Consider the following 23,775-nt stretch of genomic DNA (forward strand, 5'->3'; position numbering starts at 1 on the left):
CCAGGTCAGAAGCACGTCTTGGTGCCGTCGGTGAGTTCGAGCTTCATGCCCGTGAGGGTGAAGACGGATGCCTGGGTGCTCCACGCGGTCTGCTGCAGGCCGGCGATCGAGACGGTGTCGGCATCCTGCGCGAAGTCGCCGGCGCTGCCCTTTGCGGAGGTGTTCACGGTCGAGGCATCCACTCCGATGCGGATGTTGCCGAACGACGAGTCGCCCTTGAGTCCGGTCATGCCGATCTGCAGGTCGGAGGCGCTGGCGGGGTTGCCGCCGCCGCCCGCGCTGATGAGCACGCCCACCTTGCCGAGGGGAGTGTCGGTGACGACCGATTGGCAGAGGTCGGCGAGGGTGGCCGACTTGATGTTGGCGATGGCGACCGGATGCTGCCCGCCCGCGGTGTCGTTGGTGACGCCGGCGTACTGCGAGAAGCCGGTGCCCTCGAGCTGGGAGGCGCTGATCTGGAACTGGCTGCCCGAGACCGCGAAGGAGACGGGGACGGCGCCCTGCGCGACGCCGCCGAGCAGCAGGCTCGCGGCCGCGGCGACGGGGACGGTGACCAGTGCGACGCGTCCGAGTCGCGATTTTGTCAGGCTGCGGAACTTCATCGATCCTCCCGAGTGTGCAGGTCGGCGACACCGCCGAACCTCGACCAGGCTAGCCGTCGTTGACTGTCTGTCAATAACCTCTTGACAGATTGCCAATACTGCGCTCGTTAGAATCCGTTCATGTCTGCCGACCGGCGCACCCGCCTCACGCGCGACGAGCGGCGCGCGCAGCTGGTGGCCTCGGCGGTGGCGTTCCTCGCCGACAGCTCGCTCGACGACCTCACCATGGAGGTGCTCTCCGAGCGCGTCGGCGTCTCGCGGGCGCTGCTCTTCCACTACTTCGGATCGCGCCAGGGCCTGCACCGCGAGGTGGTGATCACCGCCGCCGCAGCGCTGCTCGAGGCATCCGCTCCGCGCTCCGAACTGCCCCCGCGCGAGCGCCTCGATGACACCCTGCTGCGCATCGTCGGCTTCGTGCGCGACCACCGCGGCACCTTCTTCTCCCTCGTGCGGGGCGTGGCCTCGGGCGACCCCGTCGTGCGCGTCGCGGTCGACCGCTCGCGCGACGAGAACGCCCAGCGGGTGGTCGACGTGTTCACCGAGCTCGGCGTGCCCGACTCTCCGCTGCTGCGCGTGGCGCTGCGCTCCTGGGTCTCGTTCGCTGAGGAGGTGCTGGTCGAGATGGCCCTGGGGACGGATGCTGCGCCCGAGGCGATCGTCGCGTTCCTCTCGCGCTCTGCTTTCGGTGTGGTGGGGGCGGTCGAGCTGTCTGCGAACCCGTAGTCCGGCCGTAGCTCGGTTCCCGTCAGTCCAACGCCCGACAGTGCCACGCCGTAGACAGTAGCCCGTCACCTCTTTAGGGGTGTTGCCCTGGCCAAGCCGCGGCTCGGCGTTGGTTGATGTGCCAGTACGAGCTCGCGAGTGCGGATGGTGTTGTGCCAAACGAGACTGTGCAGTCCATGCTCTCGCCGATGGCAATCGTCTTCGATGAGCAGATGAGAGTGGGACGTGTGCCCCATGTCTCGTTGTACATTTCCTCTTTAGGAGGTGAGTCAGACCCGAAGGCAATGAACTCTGATTCGAGGAAGGACTCGCCGTAACCGAGGTCTTGGACGCGTGAGACGTGAATTGGTGAAGTCATCGTCACGATCTCGCCGTCAATCGATGTGAGCGTCGGAGGAGCGGTGACGGTGATCTCGTAGTCGGATGTGAGGGAATCGCCGACGACACGCTTTCGACCCCTTACTGGTTCGCCAAGTGCGACGTCACCACCGTTCCAGGTGCCATCGGTCAGACCAGCCCATGGAGTTGGGGTTGGCGAAGGAGTCGTCGTGGAATGCCGCACGACGCGCAAAATCACGCGCTTCCCAGCACTGAGTGAGGATCCTGCAGCGGGGTCTTGCGAGGTGACGATCCAGTTCGACTTCACCCAGACCGAACCTTCATCTGATTCAAAGTCGACTTTGTAGCCCGCAGCATCGAGCGCGTCGCGAGCCTCATCGCCTAGCTTTCCCACGACATCAGGCACAAGTGCCTCTGCGGAAGCTGGTGGGTCGGGCGGGGTCGTGTCACTTAGCTTTGTGCAACCCGCCAGAGATGCTGCGATGAGCAGCAGGAAGGAAGCAACAATATAGGGAGCTGAGCGCCGCATTCACATAAGGTATCGATGAAATCGTTCGCTCGCCCTGTCCAGCCATGGACCTAGTTCGCCCAAGAGGTGATGGTTGAATCGGCCTGACTTTCGTTCCGTTCTTCAAGCAAGGATGGAACTCGATGAACAGGAAGTATTCGCCGGAGATGTGTGAGCGCGCGCTGCGGATGCTCGCGGAGACGCGGCCGTCGCACCCGAACATGATGAGCGCGGTCCGTCACGTCGCGGGGTTGCTGGGCATGAGCCCGGAGACGCTGCGGCTCTGGCAGCGCCGCTACGAGGTCGACGCCGGCGGCAAGCCTGGGGTCACGACCGAGGCCGCGCAGCGGATCAAGCAGCTCGAGAAGGAGAACGCCGAGCTGCGGAAGGCGAATGAGATCCTCAAGGCTGCGAGCGTGTTTTTCGCGAAGGAGCTCGACCGCCCCTGACCGAGATGATCCGGTTCATCAATGAGCACCGGGATCGTTTCGGGGTCGAGCTCATCTGCCGTGTCCTGCGACCGGCAGTGCAGGGCTTCCTCACCTCCCGCGGCTACCGCGCCGCCATCGGCCGTGCGCCGTCCGCGCGGCAGTTGAAGGATGAGCTGCTGGTCCCGGAGGTCGCGAGGCTGCACGCCGAGAACTACGGCGTCTACGGCCGCCGGAAGATGCATGCGCTGATGCGCCGGCAAGGCTGGGACATCGGCCGCGACCAGACCGAACGCCTCATGCGGCTCGCTGGGGTCCGCGGCGTCCGGAAGTCGAAGCGGGTATTCACCACGCGCTCCGACAAGACCGTGGCGCTGCCGAGCGACCTGGTCAACCGTCGCTTCACCGCGCCGGCGCCGCGACGGCTCTGGGTGTGTGACGTGACGTATGTCGCCACCTGGTCCGGTTTCGCGTACGTCGCGTTCGTCACCGACGTCTACTCGAGGCGGATCGTCGGCTGGAACGTCGCATCCACGCTGCGCGCCGAGATCCTGCCGATGCAGGCGCTCGACATGGCCGCCTGGGGCGTCGGCGGACGGCTCGACGGGCTCATCCATCACGCTGACCATGGGTCGAACTACACCGCGATGGTCTACACGGAGCGGATCGTCGAGCTCGGCGCGGTCCCCTCCACGGGGACCGTCGGCGACTCGTTTGATAACGCGATGGCAGAGGCGGTCAACAACCTCTACAAGACCGAGCTGATCCGTCAGCGCGGACCGTGGCGGACCGTCGAGCAGGTCGAACTCGCGACGCTCGAGTGGGTGTGGTGGTGGAACAACCAGCGCCTCCACGGCGAGCTCGACATGCGCACCCCGATCGAGGTCGAGAACGCATACTACGCTGACCTGGAATCAGCCCAACCGGGACCTGCCGGACAAGGCTCCCGATAGGAACGAAAGTCAGGCCGATTCAGGTCGAGGTGCGGGGACGGATACGTCACCCAATGCGATCGGTGCGTTCCTCTCGCGCTCCGCTTTCGGGGCGGTAAGCGAGGTGGTGTTGCCCACTGACGCATGACGAAGATTTGCTTGTTCGGCCCGTTGACTGCCTTTGTGGCATACGTTCGCGACATGGACCCTGCGCAGCATGAAGGCCTCGACATCGTCGAGTTCGCCGACGTCGCCGCGCTCCGCGCTTGGCTCGCGTCGCGCAACGCGGGGCACCCGGCAGTGTGGGTGCGCCTCCGCCGCGCGCGGTCGACCGTGCCGAGCGTCACTTTCCACGACCTCCTCGAGGAGGGCATCGCGGCCGGCTGGAGTGAGAGCACACGCCACGCCTACGACGCCGACTCCTACTTGCAGAAGTTCGGTCCGCGGCGCATGCGGGGCACGGCATCGCCGCGCAATCGAGCGATCGCCGAGCGTCTCGCGGGGGAGGGGCGTCTGACTCCCGCGGGGCGGCGGGCGCTCGGCCTCCCCGACTGAGCCCGCGCCCGAAACCCCGGGCGAGGATCACCGTAGGAACTGGTAGCGGATCTCCACCTGGATCTGCGTGAGTCCCGACAGGTCGATGCCCGCGTTCTCCCTCGCGCCGACCGCCGAGACGCTCCAGTCGCCGCCGATGCCGCGCCCCCAGAACCGCAGCGAGAGCGGTGCGGTGAGCGGCAGGTCGATCGTCCCCTCCGTCTCGGCCGCCAGGGGAACGAACGTCGCGCTGCGCGTGCTCGTCTGCGGCTGCAGCAGCTGCACGTCGATCGTTCCGTCGGCGCGGCGCTGCTCGTAGCGCCCGCCGTGCGTGATCTCGCACGAGATCTTCCCCGTGGGATGCGCGGCCCCGACGAGCGCGATCCGCACACTCCGCACCTTCGCGTCGGCACGACCGGCGGGAGTCCGAGCCGCGTCGACGAAGAAGTCGAACCGACCGGATGCCTTCAGCTGCGCGAACTCGCGGTCACCCGGCGCGAACAGCCGCGTCAGCACGTCCTGGTCGTGGGACTGCTGGAAATAGGCGAGGTAGTCCTGCTGCACCCGGATGGGCTGCAGCATCTTCCCCCACGACGCGGTCAGCGCGGTGGCGAGCTCGATGTCGGTGACTTCCTGCTCGTAGTACTTCAGCCAGGTCTCCGGGCTCAGCACGCCGGCGTCGAGCGCGATGTTCTGCGCCTGCGGTTGGAGCGTGTAGATCTCCACCGAGCGTGCCGCGCGGAACGCCATGCTGTTGAGCGCCTCGGCGCTCGCCTTGGCCACGTCGATGGCGAGCAGTCCCGCGGCGCGGACGGATGCGGCATCCATCGCCAGCCGTCCGGAGAGCTGTTCGGCCTGCCCGGCCAGCTCGGCCGCACGCGCGGAGCGTGCCTGCGCGGCGTCGACGCGCTGCTGGGCGAGCTCGACGCGGTTGTTCGCGATGAGCAGCTGGTGGGCGAGGTCGGCGCCGCGGCGCACGAGCGCGACCTCGGCGGAGTTGTCAGGGGTCGCCGAGGCGGTGAGCTTCTCGACGACGCCGATGAAGTTGACGATGGTCTTGCCCGCCTTGACGACGACATCGGCGCTCTTGCCGACCTTGGCGTAGGCGTCTTCGACCGCCTTCGTGTCGGCCTTGGTGCCGGCCAGCAGCGCCTTCGCGATCGGCTCCGTCTGCGCCGTCACCGTGTCGACCAGGCTGACCATCGCCGGTACGAGCGCGACGAGGCTCGCGCCCGCGGTCGGGATCGCCGCGATCACGCCGACCACGGCGCTCGCGACCGACGCCACCGTGCCGATGATGTCGCCGATGCTGAACGGCGTCTCCTTCATCTTCGCCATCTCGGCCTGCAGGTCGGCGGTGGCCTGGTCGAGCTGCTCCTTGACGCGGCTCGCCTCGTCGAGGGCGATGCGCTTCTCGGATGCCGCGAGCTCGGCATCCGTCTCGCCGTTCGCCCGCGCGGCGTCCGCCGCCTGCCGCTGCGCGTCGACGAGCGCCGACAGTGCGCTCGTGTTGCCCGCGGCGAAGATCGTGTCGATGCCGTGGAGGAGGAAGCCGGTGGCGAGGGTGCTGAACCCCTGGTAGGCGGTGATGTAGGTGTCGAAGCTCGGCAGGATGTCGAGCTGCGGGGGCAGGCCGAGCACGTTCGTGCCGCCGCCCACCCACACGCGCTGTCCCGCGATCTCCTCGGCGACGCCGACGAGCTGCCCCTGCAGGCGTAGGCCGTGGCCGTTGTCGGGCTGCAGCTCGAGGCCGCGCGCGAGCTCGGTGGCGGCGCGCTCGCCCTCGTCGCCGAGGCCGTCGTCCATGGGGGCGAAGCGGTGGTAGTGGTATTCGCCCATGGCGATGCGGAACGGCGCCCAGTAGTTGGCCCACGACGGCCCGGTCGAGTCGAGCAGCGGTCGCAGGCCCGCGACGAACTCCTCCTCCGACACGGTCGAGCGGGTGACGCTGCCCTCAGCGCCCCAATCGCCGGGCGTGCCGTCGATGCCGGCGGATGCCGCGGCCTCGCTCAGCGCTCCGTCGGCACCGGGCGCTCCGCCTCCGCCGGTGTTGCCCGGCGCGCCGCCCGCGATGGTGAGCACCGGTTCGGTGTCGTCGGCGATCGTGGTGAACACGATCGTGCCGCCGGCGCCGCCCGACCCGCCGTTGCCCCCGTTTCCGCCGTTGCCGCCCGGGGTTCCGTAGATGGTCTGCTCGGGGATGACGATCTCTTCGAACTCGAAGTCGAACGGGTCGCCCGGGGTGAGGTCGCGCCGTTCGATGTGCTCGGCGATGTAGGCGCCGTTGGCACCCGCGGTGCCGTTGCCGCCGTTCCCGCCGCTGGTCGCGCCCCCGCCCGCGACCGTGATCTGCGCGTTGACCGTGCGGCGGGCGTAGACGGTGACGCTCTGCCCGTTCCCGCCGTTCGCGCCCGACCCGCCACCGTCGCCGCTCGTGCCGCCCGCGATCGGGATCCCGTCTTTCGAGTACATCTTGGTCACGGGGAGCGGCACGCCGTTGAGTCCGTTCGCACCGGCGGCCGTGGCATCCACTCCGTGCGCGTCGATCGTGAAGCCGCCGCCGTCGAACACGTCGGCGACGATCACGAGCGGCCGCGCGGTGATGCGCAGGTTCTGCGCGAGCCGCACGACGCGGCCGAGTAGGAACACCGGACCGTCGCCGGCATAGGTGCGGCAGATGTCTTCGATCTCCTGCGTGACGACGATCTCGTCGCGGATGAAGGGGGAGGTGTAGGTGTAGTCAGACATGGGTGTCCTCTCGCGCTGGGGTCGCTTCGCGACGAAGGAGCACGCCGCACCTGCGGTGATACGTGTGTCGGCTCCCCGCACCCGCGCGGGCAGCCTGTCGCGCCGAATCTAACGACGACGGATGCTGCGCCTCAAGCAAACTCTCGGTTGCCGCGCCGTCGGGGTCGCCCCGGTCGTTGAGCGAGGAGCGCAGTGACGAGACGAAACGCCCCGACGGTTTCGGTCGCCGAGCCCGTCGAACCTTCACCCCGCTCCCGTAGACTCGACACCGCCAGCCTCTGTAGCTCAATGGAAGAGCAGTTCCGTCCTAAGGAAACGGTTGGGGGTTCGAGTCCCTCCAGGGGCACCATGTGATGAGTCGCGACATAGGAGACATCTGAGTCGCGACATAGGAGACATTCACGAGGAGGAGCCCGGCCATCGGCCGGGCTCTTTTTCGTTGTTTCGCCAGTAGGTCCGAGTGGGATCGATGGTGTTGGTGGCGATGATCTCGCCGGTGTCGAGGTGGACGACGGTGATGGTGTGGTCGTCGGCGATGAGGATGCAGCGTTTCCCGCGATGTGTGGCGCCGATGCCGAGGTGGTGCACGCGGGCTGCGCGGCGGAAGCTGATCTTCCCGTTGGTGTCGACGTGGTCGTGACGGACCCGGTAGTGGGTGCGGTCGTCGTGTCCGGAGGGCGCGGTTTTGGGTGTGCTGGCGTAGGCGGTGGCTGGCGTGGTTCCTCGGGCGCGATGGGGTCGGGTGGTGTTGTAGTGCTCGCGGAACGTGTTGAGCTGGGTCTGCAGCTCGGTGATCGTGGCGGCGCGTGGGCGGGCGGTCAGCCATCGTTTCAGGGTCTGGTGGAATCTCTCGATCTTCCCCTGGGTCTGAGGGTGGTTCGGGGCGCCGTTCTTCTGCCGGATGTTCAGCGCGGCGAGGACGTATTCGAACTGGTTGCGGCCTCCTCCGTGACGGGCGGTGTAGACGCGGCCGTTGTCGGTCAGGGTCGACGCGGGCGGCCCGTAGGCATCGATGGTTGTCAGGAACGTGTCCACGACGTCACGGCCGGTGACGGGCCGGTGGGCGGTGCAGCTGAGGAGCAGGCGGGAGTGGTCGTCGAGCCAGTTCAGGATCTCGACGTCGGTGCCGTCCGCGAGGCGCCAGTGGGTGAAGTCGGATTGCCAGGTCTCGTTGGGCTGGGAGGCTTCGAACCGGATGTAGGAGCTTTTCGGTCGTTTGCGTGGTTCGGGCACGATCAGCCCGGCGGTGTGCAGGATGCGTCGGATCGTGGAGGTCGATGGGGCCCGCAAGCCCTCGCGTTCGAGGTGCCAGGCGATCGTGACGGGGCCGGCGTCCGTCCCGGCAGCGGTCAACGCGTGCCGCAGCTCCACGACCCGGACCCGGACCCTGTCCGTGACCGCCTGCGAACTCGTCAACGGGGCGCGGGACCGTGGCTGCAACCCGTCCAGGCCCTCGTCGCGGTAGCGGGCGAGCAGCTTGTGCAGATACTGCCGCGACATCCCGTACTCGGCCGCCGCCTGGGTAACCGTGAGCTGCCCTGAGACGATCTTCAACACCACAACCCGATGCTTCGACGACATGCACGAGTGTCGCCTATGACCCGACTCACGTGTCGCCGATCACCTGTCGCCTATGTCGTGAACCCAGACACCTCCAGGGGCACCATGTGATGAGTCGCGACATAGGTCTCACCTGAGTCGCCTCATCGGCGACATTCATACGAGAGAGCCCGGCCATCGACCCGTAGGCGGGTGGTCCAGCTGGGCTCCTTATGTTGCCATCACGTGCTGCCGCGACGACTGCTCCCGGACGTGCAACCGGATGAAGCCGTACGACCTCGCTCCGGGAGGCCCGGGACATCGCGTGGGGAGAACTCAGTCGGACAGGTAGGTTGAAGGGCGGAGTTTGGAAGCGAGGGAGCGGGCATGACGATCGGCACCGGGGCGTCACCGTCGGCACTCAAAAGACGACAAGATGGACGCGTGGCGCACGCCAAGAAGGTGCTTGATGCAGTAGCCGCTAAGCCCCTCGTGAAGTCGAGGCAGCGGGTTCAAGATCACGCCGAGGTGTTGACGCCGGCATGGCTCGTCGATGACATGCTCGACCTCGTCAAAGACGAGTCTGAGCGCATCGATTCGCGATTCCTTGAACCGGCGTGTGGCGACGGGAATTTCCTCGTCCGCGTCCTGGCGCGGAAGCTGCGTACGGTGAAGGCCCGTTACGGCAAGAGCGGGTTCGAGACGCGCCACCAGGCACTACTCGCTGTTATGTCCATCTACGGGATTGAGATTCAAGCGGATAACGCCGCGGACTGTCGCACGAACCTGCTCGACGTCTTCCGCGCGTTCTTGGGGCTAGACGCTGAGGATGATCTGGTGCGGGCAGCGACGGCAGTACTCGAGGTAAACATCGTCCATGGTGATGCGCTTGCGATGCGGCGGGTCAATCCGGAGACAGGCTTCCCCGGCCTCCCCATCGTCTTTCCCGAGTGGGGGTACCTCGGCCGTGGAAAGTATCAACGACGAGACTTTCGTTTGGATGTGTTGGCGTCTCGGTCTACTGTCATGACCGGTGAGTACGATCACGTCGTTTTCCAGCCAGTTCGGTCCCACCCACAGATGACGGTGAAGGAGCTGGCCGAATGACAGGCACTGCGAGCACACCGAGCGTTAGCTTGTCACTCTCGTTCGGAGAGGCGCTGCGTCGCGATCGGCAGAACCGCGCACCCGACGTGTTGAACACGATTGCGAACTTGTCGAGCGACGAGGTGTTTACGCCCCCAGAGTTTGCGAACAGGATGCTGGACGCGCTCGCGGGAGCGTGGGCGGCGGATCACGGTGGGACGTCGATTTGGGCAGAGCCTGACGTTACCTTTCTCGACCCCGCGGTGAAGTCCGGGGTATTTCTCCGCGAGATTACGAAGCGCCTTGTTGAGGGGCAGGGTAACCCTCTCTCGGGCTCTGACGAGCGCAGAGCGCTCGTCGACCGAATCCTCACAAAACAGGTTTTCGGTATCGGGATGACGAGCCTCACGGCATTGCTCTCTCGTCGGTCGATCTACTGCTCGCGAGATGCGACGAGTAAACACTCCGTCGCCCCATCCTTCACAAATCCAGACGGCAACATCTGGTTCCAGCGCACAGAGCACACGTGGTCCGGGGACAGGTGCGTCTATTGTCCGGCCACGCGTGACGGCTACGAAAGAGGAGGAGAGGCGGAGACCTATGCTTACGCGTTCCTTCACCACACCAATCCCAAGGCGCTCGTGGCGCGACTCTTTGGAGGCAGCATGAACTTTGACGTCATCGTGGGAAACCCGCCGTACCAACTGGACGATGGTGGTGCCGGAAAGAGTGCCGCGCCGATCTACCAGAAGTTTATTCAAGCGGCGAAAGCGCTCCAGCCGCAGTACCTCACCATGGTCACTCCGTCCCGCTGGATGGCTGGTGGCAAGGGATTGGACGACTTCCGGGCGGAAATGCTTTCGGATGATCGGATTCGGTCGCTGACGGACTACATCGACTCTGATGAAGCGTTCCCGGGCGTGGACATCGCAGGCGGCGTTTCGTATTTTCTCTGGAGCCGGGACTATCACGGGAGCTGTGCGGTGACCACGATCGTTCGAGGCAATCGCAGTCTGCCGACACAGCGCCGACTCAATGAGTACGACGTTTTCGTCCGGCACTCCAACGCCATCTCCATCCTTCGCAAGATTTGGCCGGACGGTCCGAAGGAGGATCGTGCCCTCACCGCTAAGGTCTCCGGCCGCAAAGCGTTCGGATACGCAACGACGGATCGTGGCGCGCCAACTGACGCGGGCATCACCGATCCGATCACCTTGGTGAGTAGTGGTGGTCAAGGGTTTGTCGCCAGAGCAGAGGTCAGCATGAATGCTCACTGGATTGACAAATGGAAGGCGACAGTCAGTCGGGCCGCGCCCGCTGGCGGGCGGCCAGACAAGCAGGGCCGCTACTACGGCCTCAGCAGTATCCGAGTTACCCCGCCTGGATACGTCACCACCGAGGCCTATCCGGTTGTGAGCGTCTTTGACTCGGAGGCCGAGGCCGAGTTCATGTGCGCATACCTAAAGTCTCGATTCGTCCGGTTCTTGCTGTCGCTTCGAGCCGCCAATCAAAGCGTCACGCGGTCATCCTTTGCATTCGTGCCTGAGCTCCCAATGGACCGGGTCTGGGACGACGAAGCACTCTACGAGAAGTACGGCATCAGCCCCGAGGAACGGACGTACATTGAGTCGCTCGTCCGACCGATGGATGTCGGCACCGCTACCGCGGGCGCCGAGGTCTAGCAAGTGGCGACCGCAAAATCCCTTGCAGACCTTTTCCCCGAGAAGCCCGCGGGTGAGCCGAGACTCTATGCGTACGTACTCCCGAAATCGTCGCAGCATGACGGCTTGATCAAGGTCGGCCAAACGACGCGCGATGTGAAGACGCGCGTGCGGGAGCAGATCGGCGCGACAGGGGCGGAGTTCGTCATCCAGCTCGACGAACCGGCCCTCGACGTCAGCGGCGAGCGGATCACTGACACTGTCCTGCGGCAACGCCTGGCAGCCAAGGGCTTCGAAAACATTGATTTTGGCCCGGGTGTCGCCGCGCGCGAATGGGTGCGATGCACGGTCGAGGATGTGCAGACTGCGATCACAGAACTGCGGGAGCACCGTGAGCTCTCGGGAACACACCACCTTACGTTCGGGATGCGCGACGAGCAGAAGGCGGCCGTCGAGAAGACAATTGCCTTCTTCGAGCGTGAGTGGAAGCAGGACAAGACCGCGGTCCCCCGCTTCCTCTGGAACGCAAAAATGCGGTACGGGAAGTCCTTCACCTCTTACCAGCTTGCGAAGCGCATGGCGGCGAAGCGCATCCTCATCGTGACGTTCAAGCCCGCGGTCGCCGACGCCTGGCAGACCGACCTCGAGACGCACGCCGATTTCGATGGGTGGCAGTACGCCTCCAAAGATGGTCGTCTGACAGACCCGACGAGGGCCGCTAGAGATCGGCCACTAGTCTACTTCGGTTCATTCCAGGACCTCCTCGGCCGAGAGCGTGGCACCGGCCTCATCAAAGCCAAGAACCAGTGGATCCATTCGATCAACTGGGATCTAGTCATCTTCGACGAGTACCATTTCGGTGCTTGGCGGGAGAACGCGAAGGAACTTTTTGAAGGCGAGGACGCTTCTGAGGCGAGGGCCGAGCAGGCGGAGGAGTTCAGCGTCGACCTGGAGACAATGGACGAGGAACTTGACGAACTTCGTAACGCGGAGGCCGACTTCCTTCCAATCACCACCCGAGCCTTCCTCTACCTCTCTGGGACGCCGTTTCGGGCACTCGCGGAGGGCGAATTCGTTGACGACAACCTATATAACTGGACGTACACAGATGAGCAGCGAGCCAAAGCTGCATGGCCGGTCGACCACCCCAAAAAGCCAAACCCCTACGCCATCCTTCCCGAGATGGCGCTGATGACCTACCGGATGCCTGAGGACATCCTCACCGTCGCGATGCAAGGCGAGTTCGACGAGTTCGACCTCAATGAGTTCTTCCACGCTAGTGGGGTTGGCTCTAATGCCGCTTTCAAGCACAAGAGTGACGTTCAAAATTGGCTCAACCTGATTCGAGGCCAGCACCAGCCCACCAGCGTAGATGCACTTCGAGCTGGAACGCGCCCACCCTTTCCCTATTCAGACACTCACGTTCTGCCCTACTTGAACCACTCTTTCTGGTTTCTGCCAACCGTCGCCTCAGTCCACGCGATGGAGAACCTCCTGAAAGAGACGCACAACGCGAATGGCTTCTGGAGCGACTACAGCGTCATCAACGCTGCCGGACCTGGTGCAGGAATCGGACTGGCTGCCCTACCGCCGGTCCGGGCGAAGATCAAGGACGGCTTCAGTACGAAGTCAATTACGCTGTCCTGCGGCAAGCTGACTACCGGCGTGACCGTTCCGCAGTGGTCCTCCATCCTGATGCTGCGAAACCTGCAACGCCCGGAAACGTACTTCCAGGCCGCATTCCGCGTCCAGTCTCCTTGGGCAATCTCGAACCCCGAAGGCGACGACCCGAGCTCAGTTCAGGTTGTTAAGCCAGTATGCTTCGTCTTCGATTTCGCACCGACCCGCGCCCTTCGACAGCTGGCGGACTATGCTCGCGGCCTCAATCCTCATGAGAGCAATGACGATAAGGCGGTCGCTGATCTCCTCGCCTTCTTACCGGTGCTCGCATACGACGGTTCGAACATGGTGCCCATCGATGCCGGTAGCGTTCTCGACATCGCCCAGTCGGGCACTTCCGCGACCCTGCTCGCTCGAAAGTGGGAATCGGCGCTACTGGTTAATGTAGACAACGACACGCTCAGGAAGGTGCTGGCCAATCCTGAGGCAATGAGCGCAATTCAGAGTATCGAAGGCTTCCGCTCGTTGGGCGACAACGTCTTCGAGACCATCATCAACAAATCTGAAAAGATCAAGGACCTGAAGAAGAAGGCCAAGGAACGCGAGCTGGAGCCGAAAGAGAAGAAGGAGCTTACAGAGGCGGAGAAGCAGCAGAAGTCCCTTCGCAAGCAGGTGCAGGACAAGCTCATCAAATTCGCCACGCGTATCCCCGCATTTATGTATTTGACAGACTTCCGCGAGAATGCGCTCATCGACGTCATTAAGGCTCTCGAGCCCGACCTCTTCAGGGCAGTGACCGGCCTCACTATTCCGGACTTCGATCTGCTTCGCGGGCTCGGGCTGTTCAACTCGGCCCACATGAACGATGCGGTGAAGACATTCCGCCGCTTCGAGGACGCCTCTCTGTCCTACGCGGGTGTCGACTCACACGAGGGGCTGCGGCACTGGGGCCTCTTCGATACAGTTATCGAGGCGGAGTCTGCGCACATGCCGGGAGGCTGAGCGACAGTGGCAGTTCTTATGGGATCGCTGAATCGTGCCGACTTTTGATCCGTGCTTCAAGCAAGGATCGAACTCGATGAACAGGGAGTATTCGCCGGAGACGCGTGAGCGGGCGTTGCGGGTGCTTGCGGAGACTCCGCCGTCGCAACTGACGATGATGAGTGCCGTGCGCCGTGTGGCCGGGCTGCTAGGGATGTCGGTTGTCGAGCTGAACCTCCCGGCTCTAGATCGATCAGCATCGGAGACCTGAAACCTGTGTTCCAACTCCGTACATTCCGGATCCCGTCAAGTGAACCATGGACGGTTCACGGCTCAACCGCTGACGAGAGTGGTCGACGATGGATCCGAATTACGAAGGGTTAGGATCATCACGCTTCACAGTGAAACGGCGCGAGTCAAAGTGGTAAACGAGTATCTCTTCCTCGTCGTCGAGGATACCGATGAGAATATCGAGCGGCTCCCTGAAGTAAACGGAACTCGGATCTGACTCGGTATTCAGGACTGGGTTATCCAGCACTTCCACTACTACAGCTGGTTCATCATAGGCAGGACGAACCCGATTTTTGAGTCCCGGCTTCCATACGACGAGATCCCCAGGCGCGAACGACTCATGAGTTGTGAGAGCGCGGTACTGTTCGAGCAGTTCGCTTTCGTACTCTTGGCTTCGACGTCCGTTCAATTTGTCAATTGACCGGGAGGCCACGACGTCGGAGATGAGCTTGAATTGGTCCGGATTCTGAATAGCGAACCTGATTAGCGTCTCGGCCTGCGGCGAAAGCGCTTCGGAATCGGCGGTGCCTCTCTCGCGCCTAGGCAACCCGGGCCTCCATTCGAGGTTCGGGCTCAAAGTTGCTCAGTCGCGGGTATGCGACGGTCGACTCGAGTTCGATTTCCAGGCGAGTGAACGCTTCGACAACCTCGGCCTTCAATTGCAAGTATGAAGACTCTTCCATCGAGTACTGCTGAGTAGCTGCGGCCACTCGCCCGTACGCCGCCGCAAGCGATTCTCGCAGCGAGTCGCTGGCAGCATGCCGGTTCGAGACCACATTATCCGCTGAGATCGCCGGGATCGCTCGTGCAACGTCGTCTGCTGGCGTCGAGCGTCTGCGATGGCGGAAGGACGCGACGAATGCGCCTATCAGCGCTGCGACGGCCACGGCTAGAAGCGCGAACGACGCCCATACAAGGAGGGCTGACACCATCATTCCCCAATCATAGTTAGTTTCGCTCGGAGACGGGCGCTCCCGTGCGTTGCCCGAACAACGTGACGATCAAGGACAAGACGAGGCAGGTCGCAGCCAGGGCGATGGCAACTGTAAGGGTAGTGTCCGACGACATGCTCAGTGTGCCAACATCGCTCAGTAGGTTCTGTAAGCAAAGCAATCCGATCGCAGCGGACGCGACTACGACGGCGATCCACTTAACACTCATCATCACCGCGCGCAGAACGGCAAATCCAGCTGCGCCGGTGGCGGATGAGAAGTCATCCAGGAACGCCGCTGCCAACGCCAGCGTGTAGGCGAACAACGCAGCCGCCACAGGAAGTGCTGGCTCAGCGTCGGGGATCGAACCACGAACGAGAAGAGTGATCGTCAAGGTTAGCCACACGGGGACGAGGGCAATGACGATCCAGTCCCTGAAGAAGGGTGCCAACGCTCGCCAGTTCGCCAACCCGTCCCCCTGCCAGGCTCGATCATCCCCTCAGGGATTCTCCAGCATTCCTATCACAAACCCGTCACCGCGGGATCCCTCCGCGGATGTATCTCTTTGCCGCACCATCGTTGGAGTGCTCTGCGGACTCGGGCGCGAAGTGGAGGGCGGACCAAGCACGAGGTTGAACCCACAGCCGAAACTAGCGTTGATGCCAACACGCGCAGCAGCGGCACGCGAGGGATCATCGCGGGGGTGGCCGAAGTCGGCCGCAGACTCGTATTCGAGTCCCTCCGGGGCGCTGCGCACTTCAAGAACAGCTTCGCGCCGCACTCCTTGACGCTATAGCTATGCGGCAGCCATAGGACCCCACACGCCGAGCTCGTTGCCGCTCGGGTCGAGGAAGTGGAAGCGGTGGCCGCCGGGGAAGTCGTACGGGCCGTTGATCACCGCGCCGCCGGCGGCCTGCACGCGCGAGACGGCGTCGTCGAGGTCGTCGACGTAGAGCAGCACGAGCGGGCCGCCGCGCGTGACCTCGTCTGCGAGCACGAGGCCGCCGGCCTCGTCGCCCTCGGCCTCGGCGGCGGTGCGGATGCCGGAGTAGCTGTCGCCGTAGGCGGTGAACGTCCAGCCGAAGGCGGCGCCGTAGAAGTCGCGGGCGGCGGCCATGTCGGTGACAGAGATCTCGATGTAGTCGATCGTCAGGGGGATCGCGTGCGTGTGGCGGCTCATGCGCACCATCATCGGGCACGACCCCGACATCCGCGAGAGGCCGAGTGTGGGCGGGAGTTCACGCGGGCAGGGTGGGCGCAGCATCCGCTCGCCTTTGCTACGGACGGGGCGTTCCACGCTGAACACAGGCGGACGGGAAGCGCAACCCCCTTCGGTGCGCGCGGGATGCGCGTTGACTGTACTCATGGCGCCGCGGCGAGGCAACGACTCCTCACCCGGACGCCCCTCAACAGCCGACAGAAGGGAGATCCACTATGGGACTCGATGACAAGGTGAAGAACGCCGCCGAAGACCTCGGCGGCAAGGCCAAGGAAGCCGCCGGCAAGGTGACCGGCAACGAGCGTCTGGAGGCCGAAGGTCAGGCCGACCAGACCAAGGCATCCGTGAAGAAGGCGGGCGAGAACGTCAAGGACGCTTTCAAGTAACCCGTCTGACGCGAGAGGCGCTCCTTCGGGGGCGCCTTTCGTGTGTGTTGACGACGCTTCGGCAGGCTCAACGACCGGGGACGAGGAAGATAGCCACATGACCCGCACCACCGCCACCGACCGCTTCCGAGCCGCCCGCGACCAGCTCGTCGACCTGCGCGAGGACTCCGCACGCGCCGTCGCCGAGTTCGCCTGGCCCGACATCGCGGGCGAATTCAACTGGGCGATCGAGTGGTTCGACGTGATCGCCCGCGGCAACGATTCCCCCGCGCTCGTCATCGTCGAGGAAGACGGCCGGCGCACCACCCGCACGTTCGACGAGATGGCCACCCGCTCCGATCAGGTGGCGCAGTGGCTGTATGGCGTCGGGGTGCGCCGTGGCGACTCGGTCATGCTCATGCTCGGCAACCAGGTCGAGCTGTGGGAGTCGATGCTCGCGCTCATGAAGCTCGGCGCGATCATCCTCCCCACCACCGTCGCGGTCGGCGGCGACGACCTCACCGACCGGATCGAGCGCGGCCACGTGTCGTACGTCATCGCGTCGGGTGCCCAGGCGTCGAAGTTCGTTGGGGTCGCAGCATCCGTCGTCGGCATCCGCGTGGGAGACGGACCTGACACGTGGCACGCCTACGACACAGCCTTCGAGCGGGCCGCCTCACCCGCCGCGCACCCGGGAACGCGGGCCGACGAGCCGATGCTGCACTACTTCACGTCGGGGACGACGAGCCGGCCGAAGCTCGTCGAGCACACCCACACGTCGTACCCGGTGGGCCACCTCACGACCATGTACTGGCTGGGGCTGCGCCCCGGCGATGTGCACCTCGCGATCAGCTCGCCCGGCTGGGCCAAGCACGCGTGGAGCTGCTTCTTCGCCCCGTGGATCGCAGAGGCGACGATCTTCGTCTGCAACTACGAGCGGTTCGACGCTCCGAAGCTGCTCGAGACGATCCGCGCCGAGGGCGTCACCTCGTTCTGCGCGCCGCCGACGGTGTGGCGCATGCTCATCCAGTCCGACCTGTCGGGCGGACCCGGCGCGCTGCGCGAGGTGATCTCGGCCGGCGAGCCCCTCAACCCCGAGGTGATCGGACAGGTGCGCACGCACTGGGACCTCACGATCCGCGACGGCTACGGGCAGACCGAGATGACGGCCGTGATCGCCAATCCGCCGGGCGCGCCTGTCGTCGAGGGGGCGATGGGCCGCCCGCTGCCGGGGTGCCCGATCGTGCTCGTCGACCCGGTCACGGGTGCGCTCGCCGAGGAGGGCGAGATCTGCATCGACCTGGCGCAGCGGCCGACGAACCTCATGACCGGCTACGTCGGCGACCTCGCGCGCAACGCCGAGTCCACCGCGAACGGCGTGTTCCACACCGGCGACATCGCGGCGAGGGATGCCTCGGGCTCGCTCACCTACATCGGACGCACAGACGACGTCTTCAAGTCATCGGACTACAAGATCAGCCCGTTCGAGCTGGAGAGCGTACTCATTGAGCATCCTGCCGTCGTGGAGGCGGCCATCGTACCCGCGCCCGACGAGCTGCGGCTGTCGGTGCCGAAGGCGTACGTGGTGCTCGCGGCCGGCTTCTCGCCCGACGAGCAGACGGCGCACGACATCCTCGCGTTCGCGCGAGAGCGGCTGGCGCCGTGGCAGCGCGTGCGGCGCCTCGAGTTCTTCGAGCTGCCGAAGACGATCTCGGGCAAGATCCGCCGAGTCGAGCTGCGGCAGCGCGAGGAGCGCGTCGCGCGCGGCGAGGAGGAGTGCCGGGAGTGGCGCGACGACCACCTGCGTGACGCGGGGGTCACGCCGTCCGGTCGCTGAGTGTTCCGCCCTCGTCGTGGATCAGGGCGACCGCCGACGCCGTCAGGTCGGCGTTGGAGGCGGCGCGCGATCCGTCCTCGTGCACCGAGGTGTCTTCGAGGCCGGTGCGGATGCTGTGGCCACGCCGCACTGCGCGGCGACTCACGTGCCACGTCGCGGGGCCGACGCCGTGATGCAGCTGCGGGAGGGCGACTCCCGCCGCGGCGGCCATCGCCTCCATCTCGTCGGCGACCGCGAGAGCGTCGTCGGGGTTCTCGTCGGTCGGCTCGATCACGAGTCGCTCGTACCGGTCGAATCCTCCCGCTCGGACGAACCGCGCGGCATCCGACATGCTCAGCAGGCACGCCTCGACGCCGACCCCGCGGCTCTCCAGCAACGCGGTGACGTCGTCGATGCCCTTCTCGCCCTGGTTCGCCGAGACGAGATCGGGCAGCTCGATCCACTGCTCGATGAGCGCGAGACGCTCGCGGGCGTCGGGCACGATCGCGGCGAACGTCGTGACGTTGAGACGCACACCCGGGCAGGCGCGGCGCACGGCACGCAGCATCCGCCCGACGGGCCCCGCCGCCAGCGACTCCGCACCGTCGTCGTCGAACGCGTGGAGGTGCAGCAGTGTCGCGCCGGCCGCGACGCAGGCGGCGGCGTCCAGGGCGATCTCGTCCGCCGTGCGCGGCATGGCCGGGTGATCGCTGTCGCCGTTGAGTGCCACCTGCAGATCGATCACGGTTGCAAGGCTACGACGCACCTCGGACGGTGGGCCCTCATCGCGCGGCGTCGGATGCGGACTGGAGTCGGCGGAGGCGCCGGCGGGCGAAGTCCTGCGCGCGCGGTCCCGAACCGAGGGTGCGGGCGGCGAGAGCGAGGATGATGCGCGTGCCCGTGATCACCGGGAACGGCGAGCGGCGCAGCCCGAGCAGCCGGCGGTAGGGGCGGGGGATGCTCGCCACAGCGCCGCGGAACAGCACGGCGTAGGCCGGGCGCATCGGGCCCGTGAACGGCACGCGCCGCAGGAACCGCACGACCTCGTCGACGCGTTCGTCGCGGCGGAGGATCCCGGCGTCGCGGAAGGCGTCGATGCGTCCGCGGAGCTCGCTCTCGGTCAGCGGGGGATCGGCGACGCCCATGAGCTCGCCCGCCTTCGCCCACTCGCGCACATACGCGTCGGGTCCGCCGGGGATGGGGCCGCCCCAGCGCTCGTGCGCACCGAGAAACGCGTCGGTGAACGCGAGGTGCACCCACTCGACGAGGTCGGCGTCGTCGGCGGAATACGTCCGCGCCTCGCCGCCCGTCGCGACGTACGTGCCCTGCACCTTCTCGTGGAACCGCGACACGCGACCCACCTCGCGCGCGGTCTGCGCGCGCGAGCCGTAGGTGAGCGAGATCACCCAGCGCACGGTGCCGGTGAGGCGCCCGAGCGGATCGGTGCGATAGCGCGGCCAGTCGTGCACCCCCGCGAGCGCGCCCGGATGCAGCGCCTGGAGAAGGAGCGCCCGGATGCCTGCCACCAGCGTCCCCATGCCGGAGTGCACCGTCCACACGGCGCCGCCGTCGTCGAACCAGCCGGTGTCGTCGCCGTCGGCGAGAGCTCGGATCCACGCGGGCGATCCGTCAGGCTCGCCGGAGAGGACCGTGAGCAGGCGACCGCGCATGCGCGGTCGCGGCGGCAGCGTGGTCATGCGGTGGCGGCGGGGAGCGGACGGGGCATGGGTTCCAGCGTGCCACGGACGGGGAGGGGTGGGGTCGTGTGGGGTCGGGACGACGCTTCGGCAGGCCTCAGCGGCAGGACGTCAGCGCGCGACGCGGGAGGTGCTCATCGCGGTGCGCAGGCCCGTGGTGACGTGGATGACGAGGGGGACGTCGGCGCCGAGGGTCGTGTCGGCGGTGGCGACGGCGGCCCGCAGCTGCGTCAGCAGAACGAGGAGGTTGGCCCGGCTGCGCGTCTGCACGTTCACGAGCACCGCTCCGCCGGCGCGTCGGTAGCCCTGTGCGGCCACCGACAGCACGTCGGGCGAGGCATCCAACTCGGCACGCAGGATGCCGGCCAGCGCCGTGTCGTCGACGACGATGCCGTCGGCGTCGATCGCGCGGCTCGTGCGACCGCGTCCGCGGGTGGCGATCCACGCTACGGCGAGAACGAGAACGGCGACGAGGCCCGCGGCGAGGATCCACAGCACGGTCGGGTCGGTGAGATCGGGGAGCGGGGGGATCCACGCGAGGAGCGGGATGCCGATCCACGCCGTCACCGCAGGGAGCAGCGGCAGCGCCAGGGCGGCACCGCCGGCGAGTGCGACCACGCCGAGCAGGAGCAGGATCACGCGGTTGAGCGTGCGGTTGGTGGAGGTCATGCGGTCACCGTTCCTCGGGGTGTGATGGCGACCCGGGCCGCGACCCGGCGGGAGGGCTGTGCGGCGGTCAGCGTCTCGTCGACGGCTGCCGTGATCGCGTCGACGGCGAGCGGGAAGCCGCTCAGCGGAGTCACCGACACCTGCGCCGAACGGCGGCCGAGGGCGGTGCGCACCTGCGCGCCGGGAACACGCGCGGCCGACGCGGCGGCACGGGACAGCGCCCCGGCGAGCACGACGTCGTCGATCACGACGACCGACCGCTCGTCGGCGAGCACGTGGCGGGCCTTGCGTGCGGGCGAGAGCGCCAGCACGATCAACACGATGCCGACGAGCGCCAGGGCGACGGCCACGGCCCCGGTCACGGCGGGCTGGTCGCGCAGTATCTCGACCATCGCGGAGGGCGACAGAAGCAGAGCCGGGTACCCGAGTGCCGCGACGACCGCCTCGGTGGCGATCCATCCGCCCCCCACGACGACGCCCACGAGGGCGACGATGACCGACGCCGAGCGCGACCGATGGGTGAGCCGACGGGCGGCGGAACGCTGCTGTCGCGGGTTCATGAGAGTCTCCTTCGCGGGGTGGGAACGACGCCGGTGATGCGCACGGTGACCTCGCCGACGCGGGCGCCGCTCAGGGCGCCGCCCTCGTCGCGGATCACGCGCTGCACCTCGGCGGCGGTGGCGACCACGCTGCGGTCGCGGGCCGAGTAGGGGGCGCGGATGTCGACGGTCACGAGTCCTCGTGCGTCGCCGATCCGCGCCGCGACGGCGCCGGGAGCGACGCCGAGCGTGCGCGCCGCCAGGGCGGCGAACACGTGCTCGAACGCACGCGAGCGGATGACGACCGTGCCGGGCGCGGCGGGCCGACCGCTCCCCGCATCCTGCTCGGCATCCCGAGCAGCGGCGGGCGCAGCATCCCGAACCGCTCCCTGCGCGGCCATCACGCCACGCGCCGGCCCCGCGCGGCGCTGACGGCGGCGCGGAGGTCGATGCGCCCGGTCATCGCGAGGGCGACCAGGGCTCCGACGGCTCCCAGCACGGCGACCAGGACGAAGCCCCAGAAGCCGAACAGGAGGGCGGCGAACGCGAGCGCCATGCCGACGCCTGTGCCGTAGGCGAGCGCGATCACTGGACTCGCGCCTCCTCGACCACGTCGTCGTCGCCCGGGATGTGCACGTCGGCGACGGTCACGTTGACCTCGGCGACCAGCATCCCGACGATCTCCTCGATCGCCTGCGTGACGGCCGCGCGCACGGCCTCGGCCACGACCTGCAGCGGCTGCGGGTACTCGACGATGATGATGACGTCGGCGGCGACCTCGGTCTCGCCGACCTCGACCTTGACGCCCTGTGCGAGGTCCTTGGTGCCGATCGCCTCGCGGATCGTGCCGATCACGCGCGCCGCTCCCGAGCCGAGAGCGAACACGCCGGGCACGTCGCGGGCGGCGAGTCCGGCGATCTTGCTGATCACGGGGTCGACGATCGTGGTCTTGCCGCCGGCCGCGCTCGTGGTCGGTGCGGTCTGAGTGGTCTGAGCCATGTCCTCTCCTTTCGTCGACGCCTTCGAGGCGACGGTTATGGTGTTCACAGGGAAGACGCTCGCGGGGACGGATTCGTCACGGTGCACTTGCTGGGAGTCGTCTGGGAGCGGAGGAGTCACGCGTGACCCGCCTCGAGACCGCGCCCGACGCTCTGCTGGCCGAGCGCTCCGCCGACGGCGACACCGCCGCGTTCGCCGTGCTCGTGCGCCGGCACGCCCCCTTCCTGCGGGCTTTCGCCGCGCGGCTCACCGGGTCGATGGCCGACGCCGACGACTGCGTGCAGGAGGCGCTCATCACGGTGTGGGACAAGCTCCCCGAGCTGCACGAGCCGGAGCGCGTGCGCGCGTGGCTGACCACGATCGTCTCGCGCAAGGCGACCGATCGGCTGCGCGCGCGGCGCCCGTCGGACCGCATCGACGACCTCGAGCTGGAAGACCCCGAGTCGTCGCCCGAGCGGCAGGCGATCGCGTCGTCGCGGCTCGACGCGCTGCGTGCGGCGCTCGACGCGCTCACGCCCGAGCAGCGGGCGGTGTGGCTGCTGAAGGAGGTCGGCGAGCACTCGTACGAGGAGATCGCCGACCAGCTCGAGGTGCCGGTCGCCACGGTGCGGGGGCGTCTCGCCCGCGCGCGGGCGTCGGTGCTGCAGAACATGGAGGAGTGGAGGTGAACGTGGACGACGACGACACGAACGGCATCGGCGGCACGGGCTTCACGCTCGACGACCTGGCCGACTACGCCGAGCGCGGGCGCACCCCGGCCATCGACGCGATCGAGGGGAGCGCCGAGTGCCAGGCGGTGCTCGACTCGCTCGACCGGCTGCACCTGCTCTCGGCCGAGCTGATCGCCGAGGAGGCGGCGGCGGTCGACGAGAGCTGGATCGACGGCATCCTGAACACGATCTCGCGGGAGGTGCGCGCGGGACGCGACATCCCGTTCCCGTCCGACGACTCCGGCACCACCCTGGCCGTGACCGAGGGCGCGCTGCGTGAGCTGGTGCGCACCGCCGGCGACGGGGTCGACGGCGTGCTGATCGGACGCTCGCGCATCGAGCAGACCGAGCCCGGCCACGCGCGGATCGAGGTGACCGCCACGATGACGGCCACCCGGTCGCTGCGCGCCATCGCGGACGACCTCCGCGGACGCATCGCGACCAGCGTCGAGCGGCATGCGCCGTTCACGGTCGACGACGTCGACGTGACGATCGTCGACGTGCACGAGCCCGAGGAGGGCGACGCATGAGCGACAGCGCGCGACGAGTGGATGCGGCGGCCACGGCCGTCGAGGGCGTGGTGCGGCTCTACTCCGCCGCTCCGGCGGTGGTCGGGCTGGTGCGGTCGGTGCTTCCGCCCGAGACGGATGCCGCGCTCAGCGTGGTGCGTGACGGCGACCCCGCCGAGGCGACGGTGAGCGTCGGTGTGGAGGCTGCGTGTTCGAGCGCGGTGATCGCGCAGGCCGTGGCCGATGCGGTGCGGGCGGAGCTCGGCCCGGCCGCCGTGGTGCACGTGCGGGTGAGCCGGATCGAGCACGGCTGACGGCGCGCTCGGCG

26 protein-coding genes and 1 tRNA gene are annotated in these 23,775 nt (G+C 66.8%); 13 read left to right on the top strand and 14 right to left on the bottom strand.

Annotation, left to right across the window (positions count from 1 at the left end; all coding sequences use genetic code 11):
• Positions 1-5 precede the first annotated feature (5 nt).
• Positions 6-602: a DUF6230 family protein gene (locus ACSJDX_RS08850; protein WP_438352320.1), complete on the bottom strand. Its 597-nt coding sequence runs from the start codon at positions 600-602 to the stop codon at positions 6-8.
• 120 nt (positions 603-722) lie between these two features.
• Between ACSJDX_RS08850 and ACSJDX_RS08855 the strand changes: the two genes are divergently transcribed.
• Positions 723-1,325 (top strand): TetR/AcrR family transcriptional regulator, encoded by a 603-nt coding sequence (locus ACSJDX_RS08855; RefSeq protein ID WP_438352321.1) that lies wholly within the window; start codon positions 723-725, stop codon positions 1,323-1,325.
• 73 nt (positions 1,326-1,398) lie between these two features.
• On the opposite strand, the gene ACSJDX_RS08860 is transcribed toward ACSJDX_RS08855, so the two are convergent.
• Positions 1,399-2,070: a PASTA domain-containing protein gene (locus tag ACSJDX_RS08860; protein WP_438352322.1), complete on the bottom strand. Its 672-nt coding sequence runs from the start codon at positions 2,068-2,070 to the stop codon at positions 1,399-1,401.
• A 245-nt stretch (positions 2,071-2,315) separates the two neighbouring features.
• Here ACSJDX_RS08860 and ACSJDX_RS08865 point away from each other — a divergent pair.
• Both ACSJDX_RS08865 and ACSJDX_RS08870 read left to right on the top strand, forming a co-directional pair.
• Positions 2,316-3,553 (top strand): IS3 family transposase gene (locus ACSJDX_RS08865; protein WP_438352323.1). Its coding sequence is split into 2 segments (ribosomal slippage): positions 2,316-2,601 and positions 2,601-3,553, totalling 1,239 coding nucleotides; the frame shifts between segments, so codons are not numbered across the junction.
• 180 nt (positions 3,554-3,733) lie between these two features.
• A complete protein-coding gene (locus tag ACSJDX_RS08870; RefSeq protein ID WP_438352324.1) occupies positions 3,734-4,087 on the top strand; it encodes a YdeI/OmpD-associated family protein in 354 nt (117 codons plus the stop codon).
• A gap of 27 nt (positions 4,088-4,114) precedes the next feature.
• Here ACSJDX_RS08870 and ACSJDX_RS08875 read toward each other — a convergent pair whose 3' ends face one another.
• Positions 4,115-6,814, bottom strand: a complete 2,700-nt coding sequence (locus ACSJDX_RS08875) for a hypothetical protein (protein ID WP_438352325.1) — start codon at positions 6,812-6,814, stop codon at positions 4,115-4,117.
• Positions 6,815-7,088: 274 nt separating this feature from the next.
• Here ACSJDX_RS08875 and ACSJDX_RS08880 point away from each other — a divergent pair.
• Positions 7,089-7,163 (top strand) — tRNA-Arg (locus tag ACSJDX_RS08880).
• Positions 7,164-7,213: 50 nt separating this feature from the next.
• Here ACSJDX_RS08880 and ACSJDX_RS08885 read toward each other — a convergent pair.
• Positions 7,214-8,395 (bottom strand): IS481 family transposase, encoded by a 1,182-nt coding sequence (locus ACSJDX_RS08885; RefSeq protein ID WP_438352326.1) that lies wholly within the window; start codon positions 8,393-8,395, stop codon positions 7,214-7,216.
• Between the two features lie 345 nt (positions 8,396-8,740).
• Here ACSJDX_RS08885 and ACSJDX_RS08890 point away from each other — a divergent pair, with 345 nt between their 5' ends.
• From ACSJDX_RS08890 to ACSJDX_RS08905, 4 genes are all read left to right on the top strand, one after another.
• Positions 8,741-9,460 carry an SAM-dependent DNA methyltransferase gene (locus ACSJDX_RS08890; RefSeq protein ID WP_438352327.1) on the top strand — a complete coding sequence of 240 codons (720 nt, stop codon included), beginning with the start codon at positions 8,741-8,743 and terminating at the stop codon, positions 9,458-9,460.
• Positions 9,457-11,121 carry an Eco57I restriction-modification methylase domain-containing protein gene (locus tag ACSJDX_RS08895; protein ID WP_438352328.1) on the top strand — a complete coding sequence of 555 codons (1,665 nt, stop codon included), beginning with the start codon at positions 9,457-9,459 and terminating at the stop codon, positions 11,119-11,121. The genes ACSJDX_RS08890 and ACSJDX_RS08895 overlap by 4 nt, the downstream gene beginning before the upstream one ends.
• A gap of 105 nt (positions 11,122-11,226) precedes the next feature.
• Positions 11,227-13,722 carry a DEAD/DEAH box helicase family protein gene (locus tag ACSJDX_RS08900; RefSeq protein WP_438352329.1) on the top strand — a complete coding sequence of 832 codons (2,496 nt, stop codon included), beginning with the start codon at positions 11,227-11,229 and terminating at the stop codon, positions 13,720-13,722.
• Positions 13,723-13,798: 76 nt separating this feature from the next.
• Positions 13,799-13,972 (top strand): hypothetical protein, encoded by a 174-nt coding sequence (locus tag ACSJDX_RS08905; protein WP_438352330.1) that lies wholly within the window; start codon positions 13,799-13,801, stop codon positions 13,970-13,972.
• A gap of 99 nt (positions 13,973-14,071) precedes the next feature.
• Here ACSJDX_RS08905 and ACSJDX_RS08910 read toward each other — a convergent pair whose 3' ends face one another.
• From ACSJDX_RS08910 to ACSJDX_RS08920, 3 genes are all read right to left on the bottom strand, one after another.
• On the bottom strand, positions 14,072-14,569 hold the full coding sequence (locus ACSJDX_RS08910) for a hypothetical protein (RefSeq protein WP_438352331.1): 498 nt from the start codon (positions 14,567-14,569) through the stop codon (positions 14,072-14,074).
• A 371-nt stretch (positions 14,570-14,940) separates the two neighbouring features.
• Positions 14,941-15,393: a hypothetical protein gene (locus tag ACSJDX_RS08915; protein ID WP_438352332.1), complete on the bottom strand. Its 453-nt coding sequence runs from the start codon at positions 15,391-15,393 to the stop codon at positions 14,941-14,943.
• Positions 15,394-15,720: 327 nt separating this feature from the next.
• Positions 15,721-16,104, bottom strand: coding sequence for a VOC family protein (locus ACSJDX_RS08920; RefSeq protein ID WP_438352333.1), 384 nt, complete (start codon positions 16,102-16,104; stop codon positions 15,721-15,723).
• A gap of 254 nt (positions 16,105-16,358) precedes the next feature.
• On the opposite strand from ACSJDX_RS08920, the gene ACSJDX_RS08925 reads away from it, so the two are divergent.
• A complete protein-coding gene (locus tag ACSJDX_RS08925; RefSeq protein ID WP_438352334.1) occupies positions 16,359-16,529 on the top strand; it encodes a CsbD family protein in 171 nt (56 codons plus the stop codon).
• Between the two features lie 97 nt (positions 16,530-16,626).
• Positions 16,627-18,345, top strand: a complete 1,719-nt coding sequence (locus tag ACSJDX_RS08930) for an AMP-binding protein (protein WP_438352335.1) — start codon at positions 16,627-16,629, stop codon at positions 18,343-18,345.
• Here the strand turns inward: ACSJDX_RS08930 and ACSJDX_RS08935 are convergent.
• The 7 genes from ACSJDX_RS08935 to ACSJDX_RS08965 form a co-directional block, all read right to left on the bottom strand.
• The gene (locus ACSJDX_RS08935) at positions 18,326-19,069 is read right to left on the bottom strand and encodes a 3-keto-5-aminohexanoate cleavage protein (RefSeq protein WP_438352336.1); all 744 of its coding nucleotides are present in this window, start codon (positions 19,067-19,069) and stop codon (positions 18,326-18,328) included. The two genes, ACSJDX_RS08930 and ACSJDX_RS08935, sit on opposite strands and share 20 nt — an antisense overlap.
• Positions 19,070-19,106: 37 nt before the next feature.
• A complete protein-coding gene (locus tag ACSJDX_RS08940; protein WP_438352337.1) occupies positions 19,107-20,021 on the bottom strand; it encodes an oxygenase MpaB family protein in 915 nt (304 codons plus the stop codon).
• 111 nt (positions 20,022-20,132) lie between these two features.
• A complete protein-coding gene (locus ACSJDX_RS08945; RefSeq protein ID WP_438352338.1) occupies positions 20,133-20,690 on the bottom strand; it encodes a hypothetical protein in 558 nt (185 codons plus the stop codon).
• Positions 20,687-21,250 carry a hypothetical protein gene (locus ACSJDX_RS08950; RefSeq protein WP_438352339.1) on the bottom strand — a complete coding sequence of 188 codons (564 nt, stop codon included), beginning with the start codon at positions 21,248-21,250 and terminating at the stop codon, positions 20,687-20,689. The genes ACSJDX_RS08945 and ACSJDX_RS08950 overlap by 4 nt, the downstream gene beginning before the upstream one ends.
• On the bottom strand, positions 21,247-21,630 hold the full coding sequence (locus ACSJDX_RS08955; RefSeq protein ID WP_438352340.1) for a hypothetical protein: 384 nt from the start codon (positions 21,628-21,630) through the stop codon (positions 21,247-21,249). Before ACSJDX_RS08955 ends, ACSJDX_RS08950 begins: the two co-directional genes overlap by 4 nt.
• On the bottom strand, positions 21,630-21,818 hold the full coding sequence (locus ACSJDX_RS08960; RefSeq protein ID WP_438352341.1) for a hypothetical protein: 189 nt from the start codon (positions 21,816-21,818) through the stop codon (positions 21,630-21,632). Before ACSJDX_RS08960 ends, ACSJDX_RS08955 begins: the two co-directional genes overlap by 1 nt.
• On the bottom strand, positions 21,815-22,228 hold the full coding sequence (locus tag ACSJDX_RS08965) for an Asp23/Gls24 family envelope stress response protein (RefSeq protein WP_438352342.1): 414 nt from the start codon (positions 22,226-22,228) through the stop codon (positions 21,815-21,817). The genes ACSJDX_RS08960 and ACSJDX_RS08965 overlap by 4 nt, the downstream gene beginning before the upstream one ends.
• 122 nt (positions 22,229-22,350) lie before the next feature.
• Between ACSJDX_RS08965 and ACSJDX_RS08970 the strand changes: the two genes are divergently transcribed.
• The 3 genes from ACSJDX_RS08970 to ACSJDX_RS08980 are packed head-to-tail and all read left to right on the top strand — an operon-like array spanning position 22,351 to position 23,761.
• On the top strand, positions 22,351-22,896 hold the full coding sequence (locus tag ACSJDX_RS08970) for an RNA polymerase sigma factor (RefSeq protein WP_438352343.1): 546 nt from the start codon (positions 22,351-22,353) through the stop codon (positions 22,894-22,896).
• Positions 22,893-23,468 carry a hypothetical protein gene (locus ACSJDX_RS08975; RefSeq protein ID WP_438352344.1) on the top strand — a complete coding sequence of 192 codons (576 nt, stop codon included), beginning with the start codon at positions 22,893-22,895 and terminating at the stop codon, positions 23,466-23,468. Before ACSJDX_RS08970 ends, ACSJDX_RS08975 begins: the two co-directional genes overlap by 4 nt.
• Entirely contained in the window at positions 23,465-23,761 is a 297-nt protein-coding gene (locus ACSJDX_RS08980) for a hypothetical protein (RefSeq protein WP_438352345.1), read from the top strand. The genes ACSJDX_RS08975 and ACSJDX_RS08980 overlap by 4 nt, the downstream gene beginning before the upstream one ends.
• Positions 23,762-23,775 lie beyond the last annotated feature (14 nt).

Source organism: Microbacterium fluminis, assembly GCF_051549805.1.
Lineage (GTDB): Bacteria > Actinomycetota > Actinomycetes > Actinomycetales > Microbacteriaceae > Microbacterium.